The 22736-nt window shown below is 71.1% G+C and carries 23 protein-coding genes; 8 read left to right on the top strand and 15 right to left on the bottom strand.

The annotated features are described in order from the left end of the window. The first annotated feature begins 388 nt into the window (after positions 1–388). Positions 389–748, top strand: coding sequence for a hypothetical protein (locus AB0F38_RS14965; RefSeq protein WP_361892075.1), 360 nt, complete (start codon positions 389–391; stop codon positions 746–748). A 94-nt stretch (positions 749–842) separates the two neighbouring features. On the opposite strand, the gene AB0F38_RS14960 is transcribed toward AB0F38_RS14965, so the two are convergent. The 7 genes from AB0F38_RS14960 to AB0F38_RS14930 form a co-directional block, all read right to left on the bottom strand. Next, complete coding sequence (locus AB0F38_RS14960) at positions 843–1151, bottom strand: SCO5918 family protein (protein ID WP_361892072.1); 309 nt, start codon at positions 1149–1151, stop codon at positions 843–845. 49 nt (positions 1152–1200) lie between these two features. After that, positions 1201–1590 (bottom strand): CBS domain-containing protein, encoded by a 390-nt coding sequence (locus AB0F38_RS14955; protein ID WP_361892069.1) that lies wholly within the window; start codon positions 1588–1590, stop codon positions 1201–1203. A 61-nt stretch (positions 1591–1651) separates the two neighbouring features. After that, a complete protein-coding gene (locus AB0F38_RS14950; RefSeq protein ID WP_361892066.1) occupies positions 1652–3145 on the bottom strand; it encodes a DEAD/DEAH box helicase in 1494 nt (497 codons plus the stop codon). A 337-nt stretch (positions 3146–3482) separates the two neighbouring features. Next, positions 3483–3686 (bottom strand): cold-shock protein, encoded by a 204-nt coding sequence (locus AB0F38_RS14945; protein WP_023586116.1) that lies wholly within the window; start codon positions 3684–3686, stop codon positions 3483–3485. Positions 3687–4128: 442 nt separating this feature from the next. Continuing rightward, positions 4129–4896: an FAD:protein FMN transferase gene (locus tag AB0F38_RS14940; RefSeq protein WP_361892062.1), complete on the bottom strand. Its 768-nt coding sequence runs from the start codon at positions 4894–4896 to the stop codon at positions 4129–4131. Then, positions 4889–5311, bottom strand: a complete 423-nt coding sequence (locus AB0F38_RS14935) for an FMN-binding protein (protein ID WP_361892059.1) — start codon at positions 5309–5311, stop codon at positions 4889–4891. Before AB0F38_RS14935 ends, AB0F38_RS14940 begins: the two co-directional genes overlap by 8 nt. Positions 5312–5322: 11 nt before the next feature. Further along, positions 5323–6681, bottom strand: a complete 1359-nt coding sequence (locus tag AB0F38_RS14930) for a ferredoxin reductase family protein (RefSeq protein ID WP_361892056.1) — start codon at positions 6679–6681, stop codon at positions 5323–5325. Between the two features lie 172 nt (positions 6682–6853). Between AB0F38_RS14930 and AB0F38_RS14925 the strand changes: the two genes are divergently transcribed. Beyond that, a complete protein-coding gene (locus AB0F38_RS14925) occupies positions 6854–7588 on the top strand; it encodes a response regulator transcription factor (protein ID WP_361892053.1) in 735 nt (244 codons plus the stop codon). Next, a complete protein-coding gene (locus tag AB0F38_RS14920) occupies positions 7585–9021 on the top strand; it encodes an ATP-binding protein (RefSeq protein WP_361892050.1) in 1437 nt (478 codons plus the stop codon). Before AB0F38_RS14925 ends, AB0F38_RS14920 begins: the two co-directional genes overlap by 4 nt. Positions 9022–9078: 57 nt before the next feature. Here AB0F38_RS14920 and AB0F38_RS14915 read toward each other — a convergent pair whose 3' ends face one another. The 5 genes from AB0F38_RS14915 to AB0F38_RS14895 all read right to left on the bottom strand — a co-directional run bounded on the left by AB0F38_RS14915 (position 9079) and on the right by AB0F38_RS14895 (position 12836). Continuing rightward, positions 9079–9342 carry a metal-sensitive transcriptional regulator gene (locus AB0F38_RS14915; protein ID WP_361892047.1) on the bottom strand — a complete coding sequence of 88 codons (264 nt, stop codon included), beginning with the start codon at positions 9340–9342 and terminating at the stop codon, positions 9079–9081. Between the two features lie 47 nt (positions 9343–9389). Next, positions 9390–10304: a sulfite exporter TauE/SafE family protein gene (locus AB0F38_RS14910; RefSeq protein WP_361892044.1), complete on the bottom strand. Its 915-nt coding sequence runs from the start codon at positions 10302–10304 to the stop codon at positions 9390–9392. After that, positions 10301–10885 carry a rhodanese-like domain-containing protein gene (locus AB0F38_RS14905; protein ID WP_361892041.1) on the bottom strand — a complete coding sequence of 195 codons (585 nt, stop codon included), beginning with the start codon at positions 10883–10885 and terminating at the stop codon, positions 10301–10303. Before AB0F38_RS14905 ends, AB0F38_RS14910 begins: the two co-directional genes overlap by 4 nt. Before the next feature lie 108 nt (positions 10886–10993). Continuing rightward, the gene (locus AB0F38_RS14900; protein WP_361892039.1) at positions 10994–12400 is read right to left on the bottom strand and encodes an MBL fold metallo-hydrolase; all 1407 of its coding nucleotides are present in this window, start codon (positions 12398–12400) and stop codon (positions 10994–10996) included. A 112-nt stretch (positions 12401–12512) separates the two neighbouring features. Next, positions 12513–12836 carry a rhodanese-like domain-containing protein gene (locus AB0F38_RS14895; RefSeq protein WP_361892037.1) on the bottom strand — a complete coding sequence of 108 codons (324 nt, stop codon included), beginning with the start codon at positions 12834–12836 and terminating at the stop codon, positions 12513–12515. 332 nt (positions 12837–13168) lie between these two features. Between AB0F38_RS14895 and AB0F38_RS14890 the strand changes: the two genes are divergently transcribed. Further along, complete coding sequence (locus AB0F38_RS14890; RefSeq protein WP_361892034.1) at positions 13169–14446, top strand: MFS transporter; 1278 nt, start codon at positions 13169–13171, stop codon at positions 14444–14446. 298 nt (positions 14447–14744) lie between these two features. Continuing rightward, a complete protein-coding gene (locus AB0F38_RS14885; protein ID WP_361892194.1) occupies positions 14745–15992 on the top strand; it encodes a PP2C family protein-serine/threonine phosphatase in 1248 nt (415 codons plus the stop codon). A gap of 76 nt (positions 15993–16068) precedes the next feature. Here the strand turns inward: AB0F38_RS14885 and AB0F38_RS14880 are convergent, their stop codons facing one another. Then, complete coding sequence (locus AB0F38_RS14880) at positions 16069–16458, bottom strand: ATP-binding protein (RefSeq protein ID WP_361892032.1); 390 nt, start codon at positions 16456–16458, stop codon at positions 16069–16071. A gap of 1101 nt (positions 16459–17559) precedes the next feature. Between AB0F38_RS14880 and AB0F38_RS14875 the strand changes: the two genes are divergently transcribed. After that, entirely contained in the window at positions 17560–17823 is a 264-nt protein-coding gene (locus tag AB0F38_RS14875; protein ID WP_361892029.1) for a hypothetical protein, read from the top strand. 214 nt (positions 17824–18037) lie between these two features. On the opposite strand, the gene AB0F38_RS14870 is transcribed toward AB0F38_RS14875, so the two are convergent. Both AB0F38_RS14870 and AB0F38_RS14865 read right to left on the bottom strand, forming a co-directional pair. Then, the gene (locus AB0F38_RS14870; protein WP_361892026.1) at positions 18038–18385 is read right to left on the bottom strand and encodes a MerR family transcriptional regulator; all 348 of its coding nucleotides are present in this window, start codon (positions 18383–18385) and stop codon (positions 18038–18040) included. Between the two features lie 914 nt (positions 18386–19299). Continuing rightward, complete coding sequence (locus AB0F38_RS14865; RefSeq protein ID WP_361892023.1) at positions 19300–20274, bottom strand: mannose-binding protein; 975 nt, start codon at positions 20272–20274, stop codon at positions 19300–19302. Positions 20275–20794: 520 nt separating this feature from the next. Here AB0F38_RS14865 and AB0F38_RS14860 point away from each other — a divergent pair. Continuing rightward, a complete protein-coding gene (locus AB0F38_RS14860; RefSeq protein WP_361892021.1) occupies positions 20795–21547 on the top strand; it encodes a type VII secretion system-associated protein in 753 nt (250 codons plus the stop codon). Beyond that, entirely contained in the window at positions 21544–22725 is a 1182-nt protein-coding gene (locus AB0F38_RS14855; RefSeq protein ID WP_361892018.1) for a ricin-type beta-trefoil lectin domain protein, read from the top strand. Before AB0F38_RS14860 ends, AB0F38_RS14855 begins: the two co-directional genes overlap by 4 nt. Positions 22726–22736: the final 11 nt, after the last annotated feature.

The following is a 22736-nucleotide window of genomic DNA, read 5'->3' as shown; positions in this document are numbered from 1 at the left end:
GAACTCCACCACCGAACCGCCCTGCGAACTACACCTGCGCGTACTGCTCCCGGCAGTTCAACTCTCTGCCGAGCCCTGCTGTCTCTCTGGGCTACGAGAGAAACCATAACCACACCACAAGCCAATGTCTACCGCCGTCACAACAGATTTCACGACGCACGAGGTAGAGGTAATGCGCCCCGGCCACGCGGGGTGCGCACCTTCCTGATGCCCCGGGACGTCGTGCGTGCCTGCCGGCCGGCCGGGGATTCCGCCGGCCCGGCACCACCGCCCGCCCCGTGCCACCACGGCCGTCCGCACCGTCTTCGGCGGCCATTCCGTGAGCGGCCGCCCCGTCCGTAGCGCCACCGCTGCAGCGGTGGGACGGCCGGCGAATATAATCTGCCTCATGTCGAAGCCTGACGAGCTGCTCGTTGACGTCGCCACCCTGGTGGAATCCGGGCAGAGCAACCAGATGTCCCTGACCGTGGTCACCGGTGGTGCTGTCATCACCGGTCGCCTGGCCCCCGAAGCCGTGTGGAGGCTGAGGGTGTCGGATGTGCTGACGGACTCGGACCGCCTGGGCGAGTTCTCCGCCGTCTTCAAGGCCCCCGCGAAGAAGGACGGCGCGCCCACGCATCTGCACTTCCATGTCGCCCGGATCCTGCAGGGCACGGTGGGGATCCCGGAGACGGGCGGGATGTACCGGGTGGCGATCGAGGACGTGAGCGCCTGGACCGTGGGCGACTTCAGCTATTCCGACCACTGAGCAGCCACCGCGGCGGGAACCCGTCGCACGCGGTGTGGGCCCGACCGGCATGCCGGTCGGGCCCACACGTGTCGGCTCGCACCCTTCCGGTCGCTCAGGCGGATGCGGGGGTGCCGAGCATCGCGGACGCTTGCTGGAGCGGGCTGAGGGAGCGTGTGGGTGCGGCCTCGGGGAGCGTGCGGCAGGTGAAGCCGAGCTTCGTCATGGCCCGGAAGACCTCGGCGGCGCTGAAGTCACGTGGGTCCTGACGGGTGATGACCTGGCCGACCTGCTTGACGGGATAGCGGCGGCGGCCGATGGTCACCGTTTCATCGGTGCCCCGTTCGGGCTTGACGCCCTTCATCGATTCGAGCACACCGCTCTTGGTGAGATCGAACGGGAAGCGGGCGATGACGCAACGCATGTGGCCTCACAAGGAGAAGGGGAGACGGTCCGACCAGGGGTGAGGCGGGTCAGCCGGAGAGGGCGAGAAGACCCAGGGCGCTGCCCTGCTCGTCGGCCATCGGCAGAGCACCGGGCCTGAGGTGGCGCATGGCGTGCTCGGCGGCGGCCGCACCGGTCACGGGTGAGGTGAACGGTCCGTGGTCACCGAGAACGTCACGCAGGCGGACACGGTCCGTGTAGGCGGAGCTGTCCCTGACCGCGGCGAGTCCGGTCCGGGTGACCAGGCCGGTGCACCGGCCGTCCTGGTCGCAGACGACCAGGCGGTCCGTGCGGGCGGCGGCCATGACCGCCAGCGCCACCTCGACACTCATGTCGTCACAGACCTGCGGCCCGGCCGCGTCCATGACCTCGGAGACCGGCAGGTGCAGGGGGTCGGGGCCCGCCGGGCGGGGCTGCATCTGAACCAGCGTCAAAAGGTGCCTCCTGCGGAAGTGGGTGGGGTTCCGGATCACGGACGTTCTAGGCTGCCGCGTCGAGGCGGGGCTCGCGTACCGGCGTACGCCGGGTTGCCGAAGCGGGGCGGCGTCGGCCTCGGGAGGAGGCGCTGCGCCTGGGGCGTTCGACCACCGGCGCGGTGATGACGACCGGGATACCGGAAGGGGTCTGTGCGCCGGTGATCCGGCTCAGGGCCTCGTCGCCCGAGTGGATCTGGGTGGTCTGCGGCCGGATCCCGGCGTCCGCCATGAGGCGGACCATGCCGCGGCGCTGGTTCGGAGTGACGAGGGTGACGACGCTGCCGGACTCGCCTGCGCGGGCGGTGCGGCCTCCACGGTGGAGGTAGTCCTTGTGGTCGGTCGGCGGGTCGACGTTGACGACCAGGTCGAGGTTGTCGACGTGGATGCCGCGCGCGGCGACGTTGGTCGCCACCAGCACGCTGACGTGCCCCGTCTTGAACTGCGCCAACGTACGGGTGCGCTGCGGCTGCGACTTGCCGCCGTGCAGCGCGGCGGCCCGGACACCGCTGTTGAGCAGGTCCTGGGTGAGCCGGTCCACGGCGTGCTTGGTGTCCAGGAACATGATCACGCGGCCGTCGCGGGCGGCGATCTCGGTCGTGGCGGCGTGCTTGTCGGCGCCGTGGACGTGCAGGACGTGATGCTCCATCGTCACGACCGCACCGGCCGACGGGTCGACCGAGTGCACGACGGGGTCGGTCAGGTAACGGCGCACCAGCAGGTCGACATTACGGTCCAGGGTGGCGGAGAACAGCATCCGCTGCCCTTCCGGACGCACCTGGTCGAGCAGCGCGGTGACCTGCGGCATGAAGCCCATGTCCGCCATCTGGTCGGCCTCGTCCAGGACCGTGATGCCCACCTGGTCCAGCCGGCAGTCGCCCCGGTCGATCAGGTCCTTCAGCCGGCCAGGGGTCGCGACGACGACCTCGACCCCACCGCGCAGCGCGCCGGCCTGCTTGCCGATCGACATCCCGCCCACGACCGTGGCCAGCCTCAGCTTGACCGAGCGAGCATACGGAGTGAGCGCATCCGTGACCTGCTGCGCCAGCTCGCGCGTCGGTACGAGGATCAGCCCCAGCGGCTGGCGGGGCTCGGCACGCTGTCCGGCGGTGCGGGCGAGGAGAGCGAGGCCGAAGGCGAGGGTCTTGCCGGAACCGGTGCGCCCGCGGCCCAGGACGTCACGGCCTGCCAGGGAGTTCGGCAGCGTCGCGCCCTGGATCGGGAACGGCACGGCCATGCCCTGCCTGCCGAGTTCGGCCAGCAGCTGCTCGGGCATGTCGAGTGCGGCGAAGCCCGCGACGGCCGGCAGCGCGGGGGTGATCGTCTCGGGGAGCGCGAACTCACCCTGTACCGGTGCGGGCCGGCGGCCGTAACCACCGGAGCGCACCGACCCGCCGGAACGGCGCGGTGCCTGCGAGCCGAGGCGGCCGCCGCCCCTTCCGGTGTCGGCAGTGCCGCTGCGGGTGTGGGCGGAGCGGTCGTTCGTGCGTGTGCGGTTCATGCGGAACCTTCCTCGATGCGGTGCATGTCAAGGAATTCCCGCAGCGAGGATCGGCATCGAGAATTACAAGTATGGACCGATGAAAAAAAGAAGCACGTCTGGCCGACGGAAATTCACGTGGGCACAGGTGCTGAAATGGGTGACGCGTTGGGGATGAAATCCGTACGTCGACTGCGGTGTGGCCCTTCAGGATGCGCCTGCATCCCCGAGAACCGGCAGCGGCCCGACTGCGGATTTCTCCGCGTCGTCCCGCCGGTGAAACCGCTACGGGAAACGCATGCAGCTGGGGCCCGCACCCCGAAGGATGCGGGCCCCAGCTACAGAATGTGCGCCGGCGTCAGGCCGGAACGATGTTCTCGGCCGTCGGGCCCTTCTGGCCCTGCGCGATGTCGAAGGTCACCTTCTGGCCTTCGAGCAGCTCGCGGAAGCCCTGGGCGGCGATGTTCGAGTAGTGGGCGAACACGTCGGCGCCGCCACCGTCCTGCTCGATGAAGCCGAATCCCTTTTCCGCGTTGAACCACTTCACGGTACCAGCAGCCATGTCATATCTCCTTTGGGGCAGTACATCGGCGTCCGCACTGTGCGGATGCCGTGTCGCCGCGATGATTGCCCCGCCCGGAAATGACCGGAAATACAAAAGTGCTCCCACCGGCAGGAGCCGGGTGGGGGCACTTGAAGTTTTGGGAACCACAACTGCAACTGAGATCGACAGTAGCACGCCGGAAGGGCCTGGGTGCGCCGAATAATTCCACTTCGCCCCGCGGGGCAAAAACCCTCTCCGCATCGCCCGGCAAACTCTCACTTCACGGACACAGATATTGATTCACTCGGAATGCAACCTTTCAGGAAGAGCGGCCGGCCGCAACCAGGGCTGCCGAGACGTACACGGCCCGCCGACCGCCCCAGGGCCCGGGTCCGCGGCGATGGTCACGCCGGGCGGAGAACAGCGGGTCGGGAGGTGGCAACACGCCCCCTGCCGCACCTCATGCCTCATATCGACCGAATCCTGCCGTGCGCCATTCGCTGCCGTCGGGCAGGACCGCGAGGGCTTCGTACCCCTCCAGTTCCTCCACCCACTCCCGTGCGCCGTCGCCTCGGGCGAACGCGGCGGTGGCGTAGGTGTCGGTGAGCGTCAGGCGGGGTCCGACGAGGGTGAGGGAGGCGAACGCGGAGGCGGGTGTACCTCGATACGGGTCGAGGATGTGGGCGCCGCGTTCGGCGGTGCCCGAGGTGGCGACGGCCAGGTCCTCGCGGGCGGTGATGACGGCGGCCGGTCTGCCGGGGCGCAGCGGGTGGGCGATGCCGATGCGCCACGGGGTGCCGGAGCCCGCCCGGCCGCGGAGCTGGATGTCGCCGCCGCCGTTGACGCAGGTGTGGCGCGCGCCGGCTTCGTGGAGGAGTTGGGACGCGGCTTCGGTGGCCCAGCCCTTGACGAGCCCTGAGGGGTCGAGGGTTCCCGCGGGGACGATGCTGAACCAGCCGTCGCTGACACGGGTGGCCCGCGCGCACAGGGACAGTACCTCGTGGACTTCGGGTGGGCAGTCCTCGAGGCGGACCTCGCCCCGGCCGAGGCGGCTGATGTGGCTGTCGGGCCGGTAGGTGGAGAACACGGCATCGACCCGGTGGAGGTGACGCACGGCATCGGCGAGGGCGCGTCGGACGGCGGTGGTGGGCTCGTCGCGGATGTCGAAGGAGAAGACGGTGCCCATGACGTGTTCGACGTGACGCAGTCCTGGTCCGGTGTCAGGCATGGGCCTGGTCCAGGGCGCTCTGCAGGGACTGGGTGTAGCCCTGGCTGGTGTAACTGGCGCCGGAGACGGCGTCGATGTGTGCGCTCTGCGCGCCGATCGCCTCCTGGGTGAGGCGGGGCAGGGCGTAGGAGGTGATCTGCTGGTCGCGGCCGTTCCGGTCCGGGGCCTGGAGAACCTTGATCGATGTGATCCTTCCTCCGGTGAGGGTGACGGCAACCTGCACGGTCCCGTACCGGGTGTCGATGGGGTCCCCGGTGAAGGTCCCCGTCCCGGTGGACGTGCCCGCGGGAGTGTGCGAGGTCGCGGGGGAACGGGGAGTCACCCCGGCGAGGGCGGGGAGCTGGTGGGGTTTGAGAGCGAGCAGGGCGACGACGAGGGCACTGATCCCGGTGGTGGCAAGGACGGCTCGGCGCATGGCGGATCTCCTCAGAACGCGAACGACTCGTGGTGGATGCGCCGTGCCGGGACACCGGCATCGCGCAGAGCCTGGATCGCGGCCCGTGCCATGCCGGGCGGACCGCAGAGGTAGACCTCGTGCGCGGCCAGTTCCGGCACCAGAGCGCTCAGGCCCGGGGCGGTGAGGGGTGAGGAGTACCCGGCCGCTTCGTCGACGACGTAGTGCACGGTGGCCCCTCGGCGGGCGGCGATCGCGTCGAGTTCACCGCGCAGGGCGAGGTCGGCGGCGCGGCGTGCGCGGTAGACGAGGGTCACCTGGCCCGGCAGCGTCTCGAAGAGTGTGCGCAGGGGGGTGATGCCGACGCCACCGGCCAGGAGCAGGACCTTGGGGGCGGTGCGGCGGCTCGCGGTGAAAGCGCCGTAGGGGCCCTCGGCCCACACCCGGGTGCCGGGGCTCAGGCGGGCCAGTGCGCCACTGTGGCCACCGGCGGCCTTCACCGTGATGCGCAGGTGGTGTGGGTGTGCGGGCGCGGAGAGGGAGTAGGGGCTGGCGGTCCACCACAGGCCGCGGACCATGAAGCGCCAGCGCAGGAACTGCCCCGGCTCGCCGCCCAGCTCGTCCAGGTGGTCGCCTGTGAGATGGACGGAGACGACGCCCGGTGCTTCGGGGTGGACCGCGGTGACGCGCATGCGATGGCGCAGTCCGCGCCGGACGGGGACGGCGAACCGGTACCAGGCCACCGATGCCGCTACGCCGACGTACAGCGTGTACCAAGCGATCTGGGCAGGGCGGTTGCCGACGAAGTCGGCTCCGTTGGACAGCTGGTGGCCGAATCCGAGGAAGACCGCCAGGTAGGTGGCGAAGTGCAGACAGTGCCAGGTCTCGTAGCTCATCCGGCGGCGGGCAGCGCGGGCGGAGAGGGCTCCGGTGGCCAGGAACAGCAGGAGGCCGGCTGTGCCCTTGAGGAGGTCGGGGTAGTGCAGCACGAGCGTGGAGGTCTGGCTCGCCACGTTCGTGTGCGAGGTCAGCGAGTATCCCCAGATGATCAGCAGGGTGTGGGCGAACGCCAGGGAGACGGTGCAGCGTCCGCCCCAGGCGTGCCAGCGGGCGAGCCGGTCGGTGCCGATGGTGTGGTCCAGGAGCGGCATGCGGGCCATCAGCGCCAGCAGGACGGCGCAGGCGTACCCGGCCAGGAGACCGGTGATGCGTCCCGCCCCGGTGAGCCAGCCTGCCGGGCCGACCACCGCGGTCGTGCCGCTCCACCACAGGGCCAGCACCCCGGCGGCGCCTGCCCAGATCACCGGCGGCGCCAGGTAGGGCACGATGTCGCGGCGCGGGCGCCGGTGGCGCGTGCGGCTCGCATACGTGGCGGTGGTGGACGTGGTCATGGGGCTCCTCCGGACGGGGCTCGCTTCCGGTGACGGGCGGCCAGCCTCACAGCCGGACCTCTGAGTACCTTCTGAAACCGCTCCGGCCGGCCGCCCTCGGCGCCGATTCAGAGGAAACTCAGAGACACCGCTCCCGCTGCCGTGGCCGGCGGCGGAGGATGCTGGGGGAACCATGAACGAGCCACGTACGACACCGCTTCTGCACCGCCCGGACGGAGAACCCGTACGGATCCTCGTCGTCGATGACGAGCCCGATGTCACCGACGTCCTGGCCGGGGTGATGACCGGTGAGGGCTGGCAGGTCCGCACTGCTGCCGACGGTGCGACCGGACTCGCGACGGCCCGGGATTTCCGGCCCGACGCGGTGGTCCTGGACTGGATGCTGCCCGACCTGGACGGCCTGCAGGTGCTGCGCGCCCTGCGGCGTGAGGCGCCTCGCGTGTGCGTGCTGTTCCTGACCGCCCGCGATGCCGTCGAGGACCGCGTCGCCGGCATCACCGCGGGCGGTGACGACTACGTCACCAAGCCCTACAGCCTGGAGGAGGTTCTGGCCCGGCTGCGCGGGCTGCTCCGGCGGGCCGGGATCACCGCGGGGCCGGGCACGGACTGGCTCACCGTCGGGGACCTCGCCATGGACGAGGAGGCCAGGGAGGTCAGGCGGGGCGGGGTCACGATCGATCTGTCCCGGACCGAATTCGAGCTTCTGCGGTTCCTGATGCGCAATCCGCGCCGGGTGCTGTCCAAGGACCTGATTCTCGACCGGGTCTGGGCCTACGACTTCGGCGGCCGCGCCCACGTCGTCGAGCTCTACATCAGCTACCTGCGCAAGAAGATCGACGCCGGACGCACCCCGATGATCCACACCGTGCGCGGCGTCGGCTACGTCCTGAAGCCGGAATCCCCGTGAGGCGCCTGCCGCCGCGCACTCTGCGCGGCCAGCTCACCGCCGGACTCGTGATCCTGCTCGCCCTCGCCTGCTTCGCCGTCGGGATCACCACGGCCCTCGCTCTGCGCGATTTCCTCATCGGGCGCCTGGACGAACAGCTGACCGCGTCCGGCGGCAGGTTCGCCGCCAGCCTGGAACACGAAGCCGAGCCCGACGCAGACAACCGTCCTGACACCCGCGGGCAGGCGGAATCCACCATCGGCGCCCGTCTGCTGAACAACGTCGTCACCCAGGCCGCCGTCGTCGACGACGCCACCGACCGGCCCCTCCAGCTCACCCCCGGAGATCGCCGCACCCTGGCGGGAATCCCCGTGGACGGAAACGGGCACAGCATCCGCCTTTCCGCTTCCAAGGGCAGGTACCGCGTCATGGCCGTCCCGGGCGACGACCAGGACATCCTGATCACCGGCATGCCCCTTCACCCGGTGGAAGAGACCGTGCACCGCATCGAAGCCGTGGAAGCGGTGCTGTTCGGCGCCGCGCTCGTGGCCACCGGCATCGCCGGGGCCATGTGGGTACGGATCTCCCTGCGCCCGCTCCGGAGAGTCACCGCCCGGGCGGCGGAGGTGGCCGGCCTGCCGCTCGCCAGCGGCGAGGTCGCCATGCCCGGGCCGCTTCCCGACACCGACCCGCGCACGGAGGTGGGCCAGGTCGGCAACGCCCTCAACCACATGCTCGGTCACGTCGAAGACGCCCTCGTGCGCCGCCAGGCCAGCGAGGAACGCCTGCGGCACTTCGCCGCCGACGCCAGCCACGAACTCCGCACTCCCGTAGCCAACATCCGAGGTCACGCGGAACTCGCCCTGCGCCACCACGGCCCCGTCCCCGCCGGGGTCCGCCACGCGCTGGAACGCATCGGCGTCGAGTCGCAGCGTATGACCCGGCTCGTCGACGACCTGCTCCTCCTCGCCCGGCTGGACGCCGGACGCCCGCTCGAACACCAGCCGGTCGACCTGACCCTGCTCATCCTGAACGCGACTGACGACGCACGGGCCGCCGGCCCCGGACACCACTGGTTCCTCGACCTCCCCGAAGAACCCGTCACCGTGGTCGGAGACGCCCACCGCCTCCAGCAGGCCATCGGCAACCTCCTCGCCAACGCCCGGACCCACACCCCGCCCGGCACCGACGTGACCGTCAGCCTCACCACCGGTCGGACCGACGTCCGCGTGGACGTGAGTGACAACGGGCCGGGCATTCCCGAAGCACTGCAACCCGAGGTCTTCGTCCGCTTCGTCCGGGCCGACCACGCCCGCTCGCGCAGCACCGGCAGCACCGGACTCGGCCTGGCCATCGTCCACGCCGTCATCACCGCCTACGGCGGGACGGCCACCGTCACCAGCAGGCCCGGACGCACCGTCTTCCGCCTCACACTCCCCGTCCGGGCGGAGTGAGGGGGCGGTCCGCCCGGCCGGGACGGGGGTGCGCCGGCCGGACGGAGGAGCGAGCGGTCAGGCCAGGGCGAGGAACAGTTTCTCCAACTGCTCCTGTGTCATGGGCGGGGTGCCGGATTCGTCGCTGAGGCACTGGCGCATCCCGCTTGCCACGATCTTGAATCCGGCCCGGTCAAGAGCCCGGGAGACGGCGGCGAGCTGGGTGACCACGTCCTCGCAGTCGCGGCCCGACTCGACCATCGCGATCACGGCGGCCAACTGGCCCTGAGCCCGTCGCAGACGGTTCAGGACTGGCCGTACCGATTCTTCGTCCACGTGCACGATGTCCTCCTTGTACCCCCTGACAAGAATACCTCAGGGGGTATATATCAGGACTTTACGGTGTGCCGCTCGTGTTGCTCCGGCGGCACGGAAGGCCCCTGCGGCGGCAGCGGGGAGCGGGGCCGCCCCGCCCTCCGTAGCCGGACGGCGACCGCGGTGGCCAGAACGGCCCCGAGCACCGCCCATGTGGCCGGGTGGGTCCAGACAGCGGTGTCGAGCTGCTGCGCGAGGACGAAGACGCCCATGGTGACGACGAACCATCCGAACGCCTTGCGCAGCGCGTCCTGAGGGATGCGGCCCGCGAGGCGGCCGCCCACGAGGCTGCCGATCACCGCGGCGGCCGTCACGATCAGGGCGAGGCGCCAGTCGATCTCGACGCCCGAGAGGTGCCCGGCGAGTCCGGCGAAGGACTTCATCGCGATGACGAGGAGCGAGGTGCCGACCGCGACGCCCATCGGCAGGCCGCCGAGCAGGGCGAGGGCCGGGACGACAAGGAAGCCTCCACCGGAGCCGACCAGGCCCGTCACGGCGCCGACGACGAGACCCTCTGCCGCGATGTGCTTCACGGGGAGATCGCCGTGGGCGGGCCGCACCTTCTCCCGGCCACGCCGGGGCTTGCGGAGCATCGCGACCGCGGTGGCCAGCATCATCAGGGCGAAGGCGACGAGCAGGGCCGTGCCAGGGATGTACTCGGCGAGCCGTCCGCCGCCGTACGCGCCGACCATGCTGAACGCGCCGAAGAGCAGCCCGGTCCGCCAGCGGATCCGCCGGGCCCGCGCGTGCGGGACCAGCGCGGCCAGACTGGTGACACCGACCACGAACAGTGAGGTGGCGATGGCTTCCTTGGTGTCCTGCCCGGCGAGGTAGACCAGGATCGGCACCGTCAGGATCGAGCCGCCGCCACCGAGTACACCCAGGCTGACGCCGATGAGCAGCGACGCCGCGACGATCAGGGCGGTCACGACGTGCTCCGCAGCCCCGCGATCACCGCGCGGACGTCGGGGCGCGGCCCGCGGTTGTACGGCAGCTTGGACAGCAGGACGCCCATGGTGCAGGAGTTGCTGAGGGCCGCGTAGGTCAGGCCGGCGCCGATCGCGGTGCCGATCAGGTGCGCGCCGGGCACGAACACCCCCACCAGGCCCGTGGCCAGGACGATCGAGCCGGCCACCAGCCGGACCTGACGCTCCATGTCCCACCGCTCGGGGCCCCGGTTGACGGGCGCGCCGACCGTTTCCCAGGCGACGATGCCGCCCTCCAGGACTCGGAGGTTCGGCAGGCCGGCCTCGGCCAGGGCCTTCTCGGCCTGGGTGGCGCGGGCCCCGGAGCGGCAGACGAGCACGACGTCCTCGTCGAGGTGGGCCAGGAGCTCGGCCCGGTGTTCACGCAGGGTGTCCAGGGGCACGTTGTACGAGCCGGGGATGTGTGCCGTCCGGAACTCGCCGGGGGTGCGCACGTCGAGCAGACGCGGCGCCCGTCCCTCCTGGACGAGCCGGTGCAGCACGGCGGGGGTGAGGGATGAGGGGGGTGCGGGGGTGGCGCTCATGAGGTTCCATTCGAATCTGCATATATACCCCTAGGGGTATACATGCGGGGTGTGGGGGCCCCGACGGCCGTCAGGGCCCCGGGAGCGAGCGGGGTGGGGCCGGGACGGTCAGGCGCCGACGGGCTCGGCGGCTTGGGCCGACTCCATCGACAGGGCCCAGGCCGCGTATCCGCCGAGGATGTCGGAGACGTCCTGGAAGCCGCGGTGGCGCAGCAGGCTTGCCGCGATCGAGGAGCGGTGGCCACCGGCGCAGTGCAGGACCAGGGGCCGGTCGGCGGGCAGCTCGTCCGCACGCCGGGGGAGTTCGCTGAGCGGAATGTGGAGGGCCTCGTCGAGGAAGCCGTTCGCCTCGCGTTCGCCGCAGGTGCGGACGTCCACGACGAGGGGAGGGTTGTCACCGGCGAGGGCGGCGCGCAGGTGCGCGGCGGTCAGGCGGCTGGCGGGGGTGACCTCGTCGGCCAGCGCCTCCAGCGCGTCCTCGGGGTTGCGCAGGTAGCCCACGACGCGGTCGAAACCGATCCGGGCGAGGCGGGTGACGACTTCCTCCTCCCGGTTCTGCGGCGCTATCACGAGCAGCTCGTCGGCCGGGCGCAGAACGGTGCCCGCCTGTTCGGCGAACCGCCCGTCCGCGGGCACGTTCACCGCGCCGCGCAGGTGTCCGGCTGCGAACTCCTGCGGATCGCGTGCGTCGACCACGATCGCGTCGGCGGCCCGCATCCCGGTGAACTCGGCGAGCGACAGCGGCCGGGGGGCCGCCGAGGTGTCGTACCGGACGCGGTCCTTGCGGTTGAGCTCGGCGTCGTAGGCGAAGTAGCCGGGTGCCGCGGACTGACCGGCGGTGACGAGGGCGACGAACTCCTCGCGCCCCATCGGCGCGCACGCGTAGTTGGTGGCGCGCTGCTCACCGATGGTCGACTGCTTCTCCGTCGAGAGGTTCTTGCCGCAGGCGGAGCCGGCACCGTGCGCGGGGAAGACCCGCACCTCGTCGGCGAGGCCCATGAGCTTGTTCTGGACGCTGTCGTGGAGCATCGCGCCGAGCTCCTCGGCGGTGACGCCGAACGAGGCGAGCAGGTCGGGGCGTCCGACGTCGCCGATGAACAGCGCGTCGCCGGTGAGGACGCCGTACGGGACGGAGTCGTCGGCGTGTTCGTACACGACGACGCTGATGGACTCGGGGGTGTGCCCCGGCGTCTCCATGATCTCCAGGGTGACGTCACCGAGGGACACACGCTCCCCCTCGGCGAGCTTGCGGATCAGGTACTCGGTCTCGGCGCGCCGGCCGTAGGCGATCCAGGCTCCGGTCTCGTCCGCCATCTCCAGGTGGCCGGCGACGAAGTCCGCGTGGAAGTGCGTATTGATCACGCCGACCACCGAGAAGCCGTGCGCGGCGGCGTCGGCCAGGTACTCGGAGATGTCCCTGCGCGGGTCGACGACGACCGCCTGGCCCGTGCGCTCGTCGGCGATCATGTACGACGCCTGGGAGAGGCAGTCGAGGTAGTACTGGGTGAAGAACACGGCAATCCCTTCATGAGGAACGCGCACCCGAGGCGGGTGCGAGGGTGTGGGGTCGCGGGCCGGTGCACGCCCGGCGTGACGGGCCCACCAGGTCGAGGTCCTGGGCGGGTGTTCAGGCGGAGTGCGCGTCCGTACCGCGCACGAGTGGACGACCGGTACGGGCCCAGCCCGCCGTGCCGCCCGCGACGGAGACGGCGTCCACCCCGAGGACCGCGAGCTGTCCGGCGGCCCGGGCGCTCCGGTTGCCGCCGGCGCAGATCACGTACACCGGCCGGTCGCCGGGCAGATCACCGATGACGGCACCGAGCGCGGAGAGCGGAGTGCTGAGCGCCCCCGGGACGTGGCCCGCCGCGTACTCGTCGGACTCCCGGACGTCGAGGACGAACGCACCGTGGGCCAGTTCGGCCGCGAAGGCGTCCAGAGCTGTTTCACGCATCGAGGCATCCCTTCTCTCGATACCCCCCTGGGTATTTACACTCTCGACAGTAGGACGACCCTCCCGAGGATGTCAAATACCCTGGGGGGTATCCAGGATCACAAGGTCATGCACCTGCGCATCACTCATCGAAAGATACCCTCGGGGGTATTCTGAACTGCAGGTACGCACAGCTTCGGAAGGTCAGCACCGTCTGGGACGCCGTGGGCCGCGAGCGGCCTGCCGGACAAGGTGGGCAGCAGGTCCCCCGCGCACGCCGATCGGCGTGATCAGGTCCTCCGCCCGGAGCCCACGTCCCTGCCACCCCGCCAAGGCAAGGAGGACATCGCCTCGTGAACGCCACACCTGCGGCCATCGGGCCGACCGACGGCACGGGGCGCCCGGTCAGACTCGGCCTGCGGGAGAACTGGCCCCAGTTCTCCCTGCTCGTCGTCGTCAACATCGCCGTGGGCGGCCTGGTGGGTCTGGAACGGACCACCGTGCCGCTCATCGGCACCGACGTCTTCGGCCTGACCAGCGACCTGGCCGTCTTCTCCTTCATCATCGCCTTCGGCCTCGCCAAGGCGATGACGAACCTGGCCGCCGGCGCCCTGACAGCCAGGTTCCGGCGCAGGCACCTCCTCATCGCGGGCTGGCTGATCGGCGTCCCCGTACCCTTCGCCCTGGCCTGGGCACCGTCCTGGGGCTGGATCGTCGCCGCCAACGTGCTGCTCGGACTCAACCAGGGCCTGACCTGGTCGATGACGGTGAACATGAAGATCGACCTCGTCGGCCCCTCCCGGCGTGGCCTGGCCACCGGCCTGAACGAAGCCGCCGGATACACCGCTGTCGGCGTCACCGCCCTCCTGACCGGCTACCTCGCCACCAGCTACGGACTGCGCCCCGTCCCCGAACTCATCGGCATCGTCTTCGTCGTCGCCGGCCTCGCCCTGGCCCTGGCCGTACGCGACACCGCCGCCCACGTCGCCCTCGAACTCGCCCACCACGCGCGGCCGCTGCCCACCGGTGAGGACACCGGCCTGAAAGCCACCTTCGCGCGCACCTCCTGGCACGACCGCTCCCTGCGCGGCGCCAGCCAGGCCGGCCTGGTCAACAACCTCAACGACGGCCTGACCTGGGGCGTGTTCCCTCTGCTCTTCACCGACCACGGCCTGGGCCTGGCCGCCGTCGGCCTCATCAAGGGCCTGTACCCCATCCTCTGGGGCATCGGCCAGATTCCCACCGGACACCTCGCCGACCGCGTCGGCCGCAAACCCCTCATCGTCACCGGGATGCTCGTCCAAGCCGCAGGCTTCGTCCTCGCCCTCGCACTCCTGGACCGTCCGCTGCTCGCGGGCGTCCTCTCCGCGGTCTTCCTCGGCCTGGGCACCGCGATGGTCTACCCCGCCCTCATCGCCTCGGTCTCCGACCACGCCCACCCCGCCTGGCGCGCCAACGCCCTGGGCACGTACCGCTTCTGGCGCGACATCGGCTACGCCGCGGGAGCCCTGGTCGCCGGCGTCCTCGCCGACACGCTCGGCCTCGACGCCACCGTCATCGCCGCAGCGATCCTCACAGCCGCCTCCGGACTCCTCGCCGGCCGCTGGATCACCGAACGTACGAAGGTCTGACGGGCGCCCCACGCGCAGCCGGTCCGGAAGGCTGCGCCACCCCTGCTCCCCGCGGGTCCGCGCGCCCGCACGCACCGGTCCGTTCGACGCGCGTCCGGCCGACTGCGCATCCGTCCAGGGGCTCTGTGGTGCAATGACGTCTGCCCGGCGAAGGGCTCGGCCCCGGCCTCTCGCGTACCCGGGACGGAGCCCGTGCACCACCGAGGAGTGAGGAGTCACCGTGACCGTATGCGGGCCTGACGGGGAGGGTGAGCCGACCACTCGCACTCCCGAGGACGAGGATGGCCGGGGCAGGGCGATGACCTTGGCGAAGACGCTCGCGGCGGCGGAGACCGCGGCGCCCGTGGAGTCGCTCGACGTGGTGGCTCGCATGCTCAAGGAGCACCTCGGGGCGGCGTCGGTGTCGTTCCTGATCACCGACTTCACCGGCGGCTCGGTCGTCCGGCTGGGGGCGGCGGGCAGCGTCGACACCGATGAACCCGCCCGGCGCATCACGTTGCCGGGCACCCTGTACGACGATGTGATCCGCACCCAGCGGCCGAGCGTGGAGGACAACGGTGAGGGCGCGCTGGTGCGGATCATCGCCCCGGTGACCAACCGCGGGGACGCCATCGGGCTCCTCGAACTGTTCCTGCCGGCGGCACCGGACGCGGAGGTGATGCGGGAGATCGGCGAGACCGCGCACGCGCTGGCGTACATCGTCATCGCCAACCGGTCCTTCACCGACGTGTACCAGTGGGGCCGCCGGACCATCCCGCTGAGCCTGGCCGCGGAGATCCAGCACCGGTTGCTCCCGGCTTCACTGGCGTGCGAAGCGGCGCAGTTCTCGGTCGCCGGGGCGCTGGAGCCGGCCGACCACGTCGGGGGTGACACCTTCGACTACGTGATCGACCGGGACACGGTCCAGCTCTCCGTCACCGATGCCATGGGGCATGACGTCGGCGCCGCGCTGCTGGCCACCCTCCTGGTGGGCGCCCTGCGCCGGGCACGGCGGGCCGGTTCCGACCTCGCCGAACAGGCCCGCCAGGCCGATCAGGCCATGCGCGACCACGGCCGCCAGGGGTACGTCACCGGCCAGCTCCTGCGCATCAGCCTGATCGACGGCACGACCGAGTTCATCAACGCCGGACACCCCTGGCCGCTGCGGATGCGGCACGGACAGGTGCGGGAGGTGACTCCGGAGGTCGATCTGCCGTTCGGCGTCCATGCCCCTCACACCTACCGGGTCCAGTCGCTGGACCTGCGGCCGGGCGACCGGCTGGTGATGCTGACCGACGGCATGCTGGAACGCAATGCCACCAGCCTCGATCTGTCCGACCTGATCGTGCGCACCCGTGCACTGCATCCGCGCGAGGCCGCCCGCAGCCTCGTCGCGGCGATCGTCGACGCCAGCGACGGCCATCTGCAGGACGACGCGACCGTCATGTGCCTGGACTGGCACGGCACCGGCCGCTCCCGGCGGGACGCCGACACCGGCGCCGACCTCGCCGACGCCTCCGCACCGTCACGAACGGGTGCCACTCCTGGGCACCGGCTCCAGGACTGAGCCGTGGCCCGCCCCCCGGCCGCCCCCGCCGCGGGTCGAGTCGGCGAAGGCCGCCGGTGGCCCCGGCGCTCGGGTGCTAACGGAGGAACAGCGCGCGTACGGCCTTGCCGCCGGTCGCGTGGTGGGTGACGGAGGTCGCGTGGGCGAGGTGGTTGACCATGGGCCACCCGAAGCCTCCGGTGCCACCGTTCAGGTCGGGGGTGCGCATCCGGGGAGCCTGCGCGCTGCGGTCGTGCACGGCCACCTCGATGCTGTCCGGGCGCGCGGTCAGGTCCAGGGTGCACGCGCCGAGGCCGTGGCGCAGGGCGTTGGTGACGAGCTCCGAGACGACGAGGACCACAGTGTCGGCAGCCTCGGTCGCGATCGCCGGTACGAGACCCCCGAGGAATTCTCTGGCCCTCTCGCGCGCACCGGCGACGGACGTCGCGGAGCGAGCGGTCGCGACGCCGACGCTCATGGTGATCATCAGGTCCCCCTGGTCTCTCTCGTCGGTACTCGGCCGTGTCTGCCCAGTGCTTGTGCCCCGGCCTGCGGACCGTCAACCCGGCGACGGTCGGCCCGAACCCTGCCCGCGTCGTTGCCCGAGGGCGATTACCTCACCACGGAGCGAGTGAAAATCTATGTCGGACGGAGTAGACATTGGCTTGTGGTGTGGTTATGGTTTCTCTCGTAGCCCAGAGAGACAGCAGGGCTCGGCAGAGAGTTGAACTGCCGGGAGCAGTACGCGCAGGTGCAGTTCGCAGGGCGGTTCGGTGGTGGAGTTCCGAAGCCAGGGTTGTTGTGGGACGGCGACGGGGCTGGCGACCGGACCGGGTGGCCCGCGGTGATCAGGGGCCGCCGTGAGCAGTACCGCAGTTCGGAATGTGCAGTTCGCGGTACCCAGCAGTGGAGTCAGTGAGCAGCACCTCGGTGAAGGCGTCGGCTGCGGGCGCGCGCACCGGGAGGTTCGGCAGTGGGGTTCCAAGCCGGAGCAGATGCAGGACGGGCGACGGGGCTGGCCGCCGAAGAGTGGCGCTGTGACAGGCCGCGAGCAGTATGTGCAGGTGTAGTTCGCAGGGCGGTTCGGTGGTGGAGTTCCGAAGCCAGGGTTGTTGTGGGACGGCGACGGGGCTGGCGACCGGACCGGGTGGCCCGCGGTGATCAGGGGCCGCCGTGAGCAGTACCGCAGTTCGGAATGTGCAGTTCGCGGTACCGCGTGAGATGAGTGAGTGTTCCCCGAGGGAAGAACGGAGGAGCGAGGCGCCATCAGGATCGCCCGGGCGGGAGTGGTGAGCCCGGGTACCGCAGGACATCGATAGTGAGGTGGTCTCCGGTCGAGCAACCGCGATCCCCGCACCCCGACAGCTTCACGGCCGGGGCATGCGGAACACGTAGGCCGGCGCAGTATCAGGGCCGGCGGATGGTGTAGCAGTTCCTTCGGGGCCCTGGTGCCAATGGCACCAGGGCCCCTCCACGCGTTCCGCGCCCGCTTCTCGGCAGGACGGCGTTCCGCTGCGAGTGCGAGCCCGTGTCCTGTCGATGACACGTCTGCCTCAGCTGGAGGGCTTGTGGCAGTGGGAAGAGCGGCTTGTGGGCGGAACGCACGGCGAGGGTCGAGGCGGAGTTCGGGAAGGACGCGGCTGCTGCGGCACTCGACCTGCTGGAGCTGGTCGAGTACGCATGGCACGACTGCTACGGCGACGTCACGCCGGGCGAGGATGTGGTCGAGGACGTCCTGACCTGCTCCCGGGGTGATCTCGCGCAGATGACCCGTTTCGCCCGGCCGGCTGTCGAGGACCGGCGGGATCCGCCGGTGGCCGCCCTCGAGACGAGGCCCGACAGGAAGCGCTGACAGCGGAAGTCGTCGGGATGCGGCCCCGGTGGCGGCAGGGATCTGAAGCCCCACGGACAGCACCCGCATGTCTGCGGACTCGCGCCGGGAGTGACCTTCCGTGCGTGGGCACTCCCGGCCCCCTGGACCGTGGGAGACGTAGTTGCCCGGAACGCTTCGCGTCCCGGGCAGCCTGCGTGGGCGGCAGCCGCAAGCTCCTGGGGAGTCGCGCGTCTCAGCCGTCTCCGGCCGCGGTCGTGGGGTTTGCCGATTCGGCGGTGCGGCGGTACTCGGCGTTGATGCGCTGGGCTTCTTCGAGCTGGTCCTCGAGGATGACGATGCGGCAGGCGGCCTCGATGGGGGTGCCCTGGTCGACGAGTTCGCGGGCGCGCGCGGCGATGCGCAGCTGGTAGCGGGAGTAGCGGCGGTGGCCGCCCGCGGAGCGGAGCGGGGTGATGAGGCGGGCCTCCCCGATGGCACGGAGGAAGCCTTGGGTGGTGCCGAGCATCTCGGCGGCCCGGCCCATGGTGTAGGCGGGGTAGTCGTCGTCGTCGAGACGGCCGAACGAGTCGTCTGCTGTCATTGAACCTCTCTCATTGCACGCGTGGAGGGGCCCTGGTGCCAATGGCACCAGGGCCCCGAAGGAACTGCTACACCATCCGCCGGCCCTGATACTGCGCCGGACTACTCGTTCCGCAGGCCCACCCGGGAGAGGAGGGGGCATGCGGGGATCGCGGTTGCTTGACCGGAGACCACCTCACTGTCGATGTTCTGCGGTACCCGGGCTCACGACTTCCGCCCGGGCGATCCTGATGGCGCCTCGCTCCTCCGTTCTTTCCTCTGGATCAATCTCTTGCTCTCACCCTGTACTGCTCGTGGCCTGTCACAGCGCCACTCTTCGGCAGTCAGCCCCGTCGCCCGTCCTGCATCTGCTCCGGCTTGGAACCCCACTGCCGAACCTCCCGGTGCGCGCGCCCGCAGCCGACGCCTTCACCGAGGTGCTGCTCACTGACTCCACTGCTGGGTACCGCGAACTGCACATTCCGAACTGCGGTACTGCTCACGGCGGCCCCTGATCACCGCGGGCCACCCGGTCCGGTCGCCAGCCCCGTCGCCGTCCCACAACAACCCTGGCTTCGGAACTCCACCACCGAACCGCCCTGCGAACTACACCTACGGGTACTGCTGGCCGACAGTACGTCTCTGCCAGGCCCCGTCGATCTCGGCTACGAGAGAAACCATAGCCACGCCACCGCTCGATGTCTACTCCCGCCACCACAGATTTTTATGTGTGTGACGGCGAGGTAATCGACTCGAACGCTGAGGCGATGAGAGAAGGGCCGTCGAGCGGCTCGAAGACCGCGGGCAGGCTGGAAGCCGGGCGGGCGCGGTTCGTGGCGGCCGCGCATCGAGATCTCCGACGACCTGTCGAGGTCGTGACGGTGCGCATCCGCGTGGTCCCGTGCTGTCGCCCGTGACGGACCGCGCATCCCTGCGTCAGGTCGACCAGACAACCCTGCCATTGTGCACGATGACCACCTTGGCGTCGGCCCGGAAGACCAGCTGGGCGCCGCCGTAGTCGTGGGTCCGGGAAGCCCAGATCGGGCGGTCGTCGCCGTTGTGGATGACGAGGTTGCCGTCGGGCTGGAAGATCGCCCGGTGGTTGGCGCCGAAGGTCATGGCCGCCCAGATGGGCTTGCCCAGCTCGTTGAGCACGACCAGGTTGCCGTCGGCCTGCATGACCATACGGATGCGGTTCGTGGTCCAGGCCTGGTTGACCTCCAGGACGCTGGGCGCGGAGACGGTCACCGTGCTCCAGACCGGCTTCGGGGCCGCCTTGGGCTTCGGCTTGGACGTGGCTGTGGGCTTCTTCTCGGCCGGGCTGCTCGTCCTGGGCTCCGGCGCGGGTGCGGCGGGCTCGGGGACCGTGGCCTTCGGTATGCCGACCGCTTTCGGCTTCTTCGTGCTCGGGGAGGGGCTGGGCTTCCCGGCCACGTAGTCCTCGAGGGCCGCGGGGGCGGAGTTCGGGTTGAGGACGGTGTCGGCACCCCCCGCCACAGGTCGCATGGGAGTGCTGTCCTGCCCCTTGTCGTTGGCGCTGCCGACCAGCAGCAGGGGTATGGCGACCAGGGCGGCGCCGACGAAAGCGGCCCCCGCCAGGACGGGCGTGCGGGGGCGTCCGCCGTCGACGCCGGTGGTGGTCCTGGTGCTCGGCGCCGTCCCGGCGGCCGTCGCCACGCCTGCGCCCTCCTCGGTCGCCTCGGAGGTCCTGGCTGCGGCCGCGGGCGCGGCGGCGGTCTCCCCGGCCGGGGCGGTGACGGACTCCGCCTCGGGAGCGGGGGCCGAAGCGGCGGCCTGGCTCGGCGTCTCCTCGGCCGGCGCGGAGGCCGGGGCCGGAGACCCGGTCTCCTGCGCGCCGGGGGCTGCGGCAGCCGCCGCGTTCGCGCCGGGGCTGGGGTGCTGGGGGGACATGTCGGTTACTCCTTCGTGGCGGAGCTGTCGATGGGCAGAGGCCTGGCCGGATGAAAGCCTGTGAAGCTGCGGGTGCCGGCGCGTACCGCGTCGGGGGTGGGCCGGCCCGGCCCGGTCCTCGCCGTCGAACTCCCCGCGTGACCCGGCACGGTGGCGGCCTGTGGCCGATCCGACGCCTTCCGAGCTGCGAGGCGTCTTCCGACGGCCTCGCCCGGACCGAAGGCGCCGCACGTCGAAGGGGCCGATGGCGTACCCAACGTAGCCCGTCGTGCGGACGACGGCCGTTCCCGCGTCCCGAACGCCTCCGTCGCTTTGTCCTCCCACGCCTCACTGCTCCCGGAAAGTCCTCGGTTCGGGCAGCGAAACGGGCGCGCGGGCGCCCGAAACGGCTCTTCCGCGAAGTCCCACGGACAGCAGTCGTATGACATCCTGTTGGCTCCCCGATCTGATCGGCATCGGCGTGCGAGCGCACGCCGTTCGGCACCTGAGAGTGCTTACAGACCCAAGAGTTCAGGTGGAGATGCGGCCCGGAGAACGGCAAGAGGGCTTGAACGAAGTCCCGTTCGCCATCCCTGACACCGCCGGCCCCGGGTCACCCGACCCCGGCGTACCGGAGGCCGTGAAGGCCGCTGCCCGCAGGGCGCCGGGGCACTGGGTCGGAGTGGTGGACCCGGAGTGGACCGAGGAGCGTACGCCGCCCGAGTGGGCGGTGCTGGGGGAGTGGCAGTCGGACGAGAGCGGGAGCGTGGGGGAGTACCGGGCCAATCCGGTGTACCGGCCCTCGGCGCGCGTGCTCGGCTGGCCGGAGCCCACCGACCCGGTGGACGCCGCGGCGCAGCGTGCCGCCACCGGATACGGCTCGGTGGAGGAGGCGCTCGCGGCGCTCGCGGAGGCGGACGTCACCGTGGTGCGCGGGCCGGACGGCGGGCCGCTCACGGCCGCCGGGCGGGACGGGGCGCCGGTGGTCCTGCTGTTCACCTCGCCCACCCATGAGTTCATGTCCGCGGCACTTCACCATGACACGTTGTCGGTACGGGAACTGGCCCACTCACTGAGAGGTCCCGGCACCATGCTGATGGTCAACGCCGGGGCCGCGGCTCCGCTGCTCGTCCCGGCGGACAGCCTTCCCGGCCCGGTACGCACCGCGGGGCAGGACGGTTCCGCCGCCCCAGCCGCCACGCCGGTCCGTACGGGCACCGCGGCAGCGGCCCCTTCGGACCGGACCGACAGCACATCTGAACCCCGGCCCCACACCACAGGGAGGACCCCATGACGCGTTCGTCCCAGCAATCCCCCGCCTCCCCGGAGGCTCGCGCGGAGTCCTCTTCCGGGGGCGAGGAGGCGGCCGCGAGCGCCGTGACCGGCACCGCCGCCGCGCCCGCCGCCGCTGCCGAGCCCGCAGAGGCGAAGGGCGGGGCAGCGGCGGCAACGGCCGGCACGCAGGCCCCGGAGGCCGAGAAGGAATCCGGAACGGCCGAGAAGAAGCCCGGAGAGGACGGGGGCGAACCCGTAGAGGGCCGGACCACCGAGCCCGATTCCGGCGCCCGGTCCGAGGCCGACCCCGGTGCCGCAGCCGCCGCGCAGAGCCGGCTGCCCGCGCTCGTGCGGACCATGACCGCGACCGCGATCGGCCGGCCGCAGCAGCAGGACGGGCCGGTGGGCAGGCCGGGCAAGGCGGTACTGGCCGGGGCGGCGGTCGCGGGGGCTCTCCTCGTGTCGGTGCCGTTCCTGGTACTCGCCGGGAACGACGACAAGGGCCCCGAGCAGCCGTCGGTGGCGGCGGCGGGGACCGTGCTCGACGGGAGCGGGCAGGAGGCGCCGGGCGACTTCGCGGTGACCGCGCCCGAGTCCGGTTCCCCGGCCGACGGCAAGAAGAAGGCCACCGTCCAGCCGGCGCCCGAGAAGCCGGTGCAGAAGGTCCCGGCGCCCGACACGGCCAAGGACGAGCCGAAGAAGGCGGCCGCCGGTCCGGAGGCCCGGCCGAAGCAGCAGAGTGAGGAGAAGAAGGAGGAGGCGGCCGGCAGCCCGGAGAGGCAGGCCGTGAAGGCCGCTCCTGGCGTCACCCTCAGTTCCCCCGTCTCCTTCCGCAGTCATCTCTCGGGCCGCTGCATCGACGTACCCAACCACGATTTCAGCGACGGCAAGGCGCTGCACGTGTGGGACTGCAACAACGCCCCCGCGCAGAAGTGGCAGTTCGCCTCCGACGGCACCATCCGCATCCAGGGCAAGTGCCTGGACGTGGCGAACGCGAACTTCAGCGACGGCACCCCCATCCAGATCGCCTGGTGCAACGGCAACGCCGCCCAGAAGTTCGCCCTGAACGGCGCCCACGATCTGGTCAACACCGTCGTCGGCATGTGCGTCGACATCGCGGGCGCCAACCGGAACAGCGGGGCACAGCTGCAGCTGTTGCACTGTTCGGGCAACGCCGCCCAGAAGTGGAGCACCTGACCGCAGCGCCT

This window comes from Streptomyces sp. NPDC025273 (assembly GCF_040638585.1).
GTDB classification, from domain to species: Bacteria; Actinomycetota; Actinomycetes; order Streptomycetales; family Streptomycetaceae; genus Streptomyces; species Streptomyces cinereorectus.
Note: the sequence above shows the minus strand (reverse complement) of the source record. Positions and strands in the feature narration are given on the sequence as shown.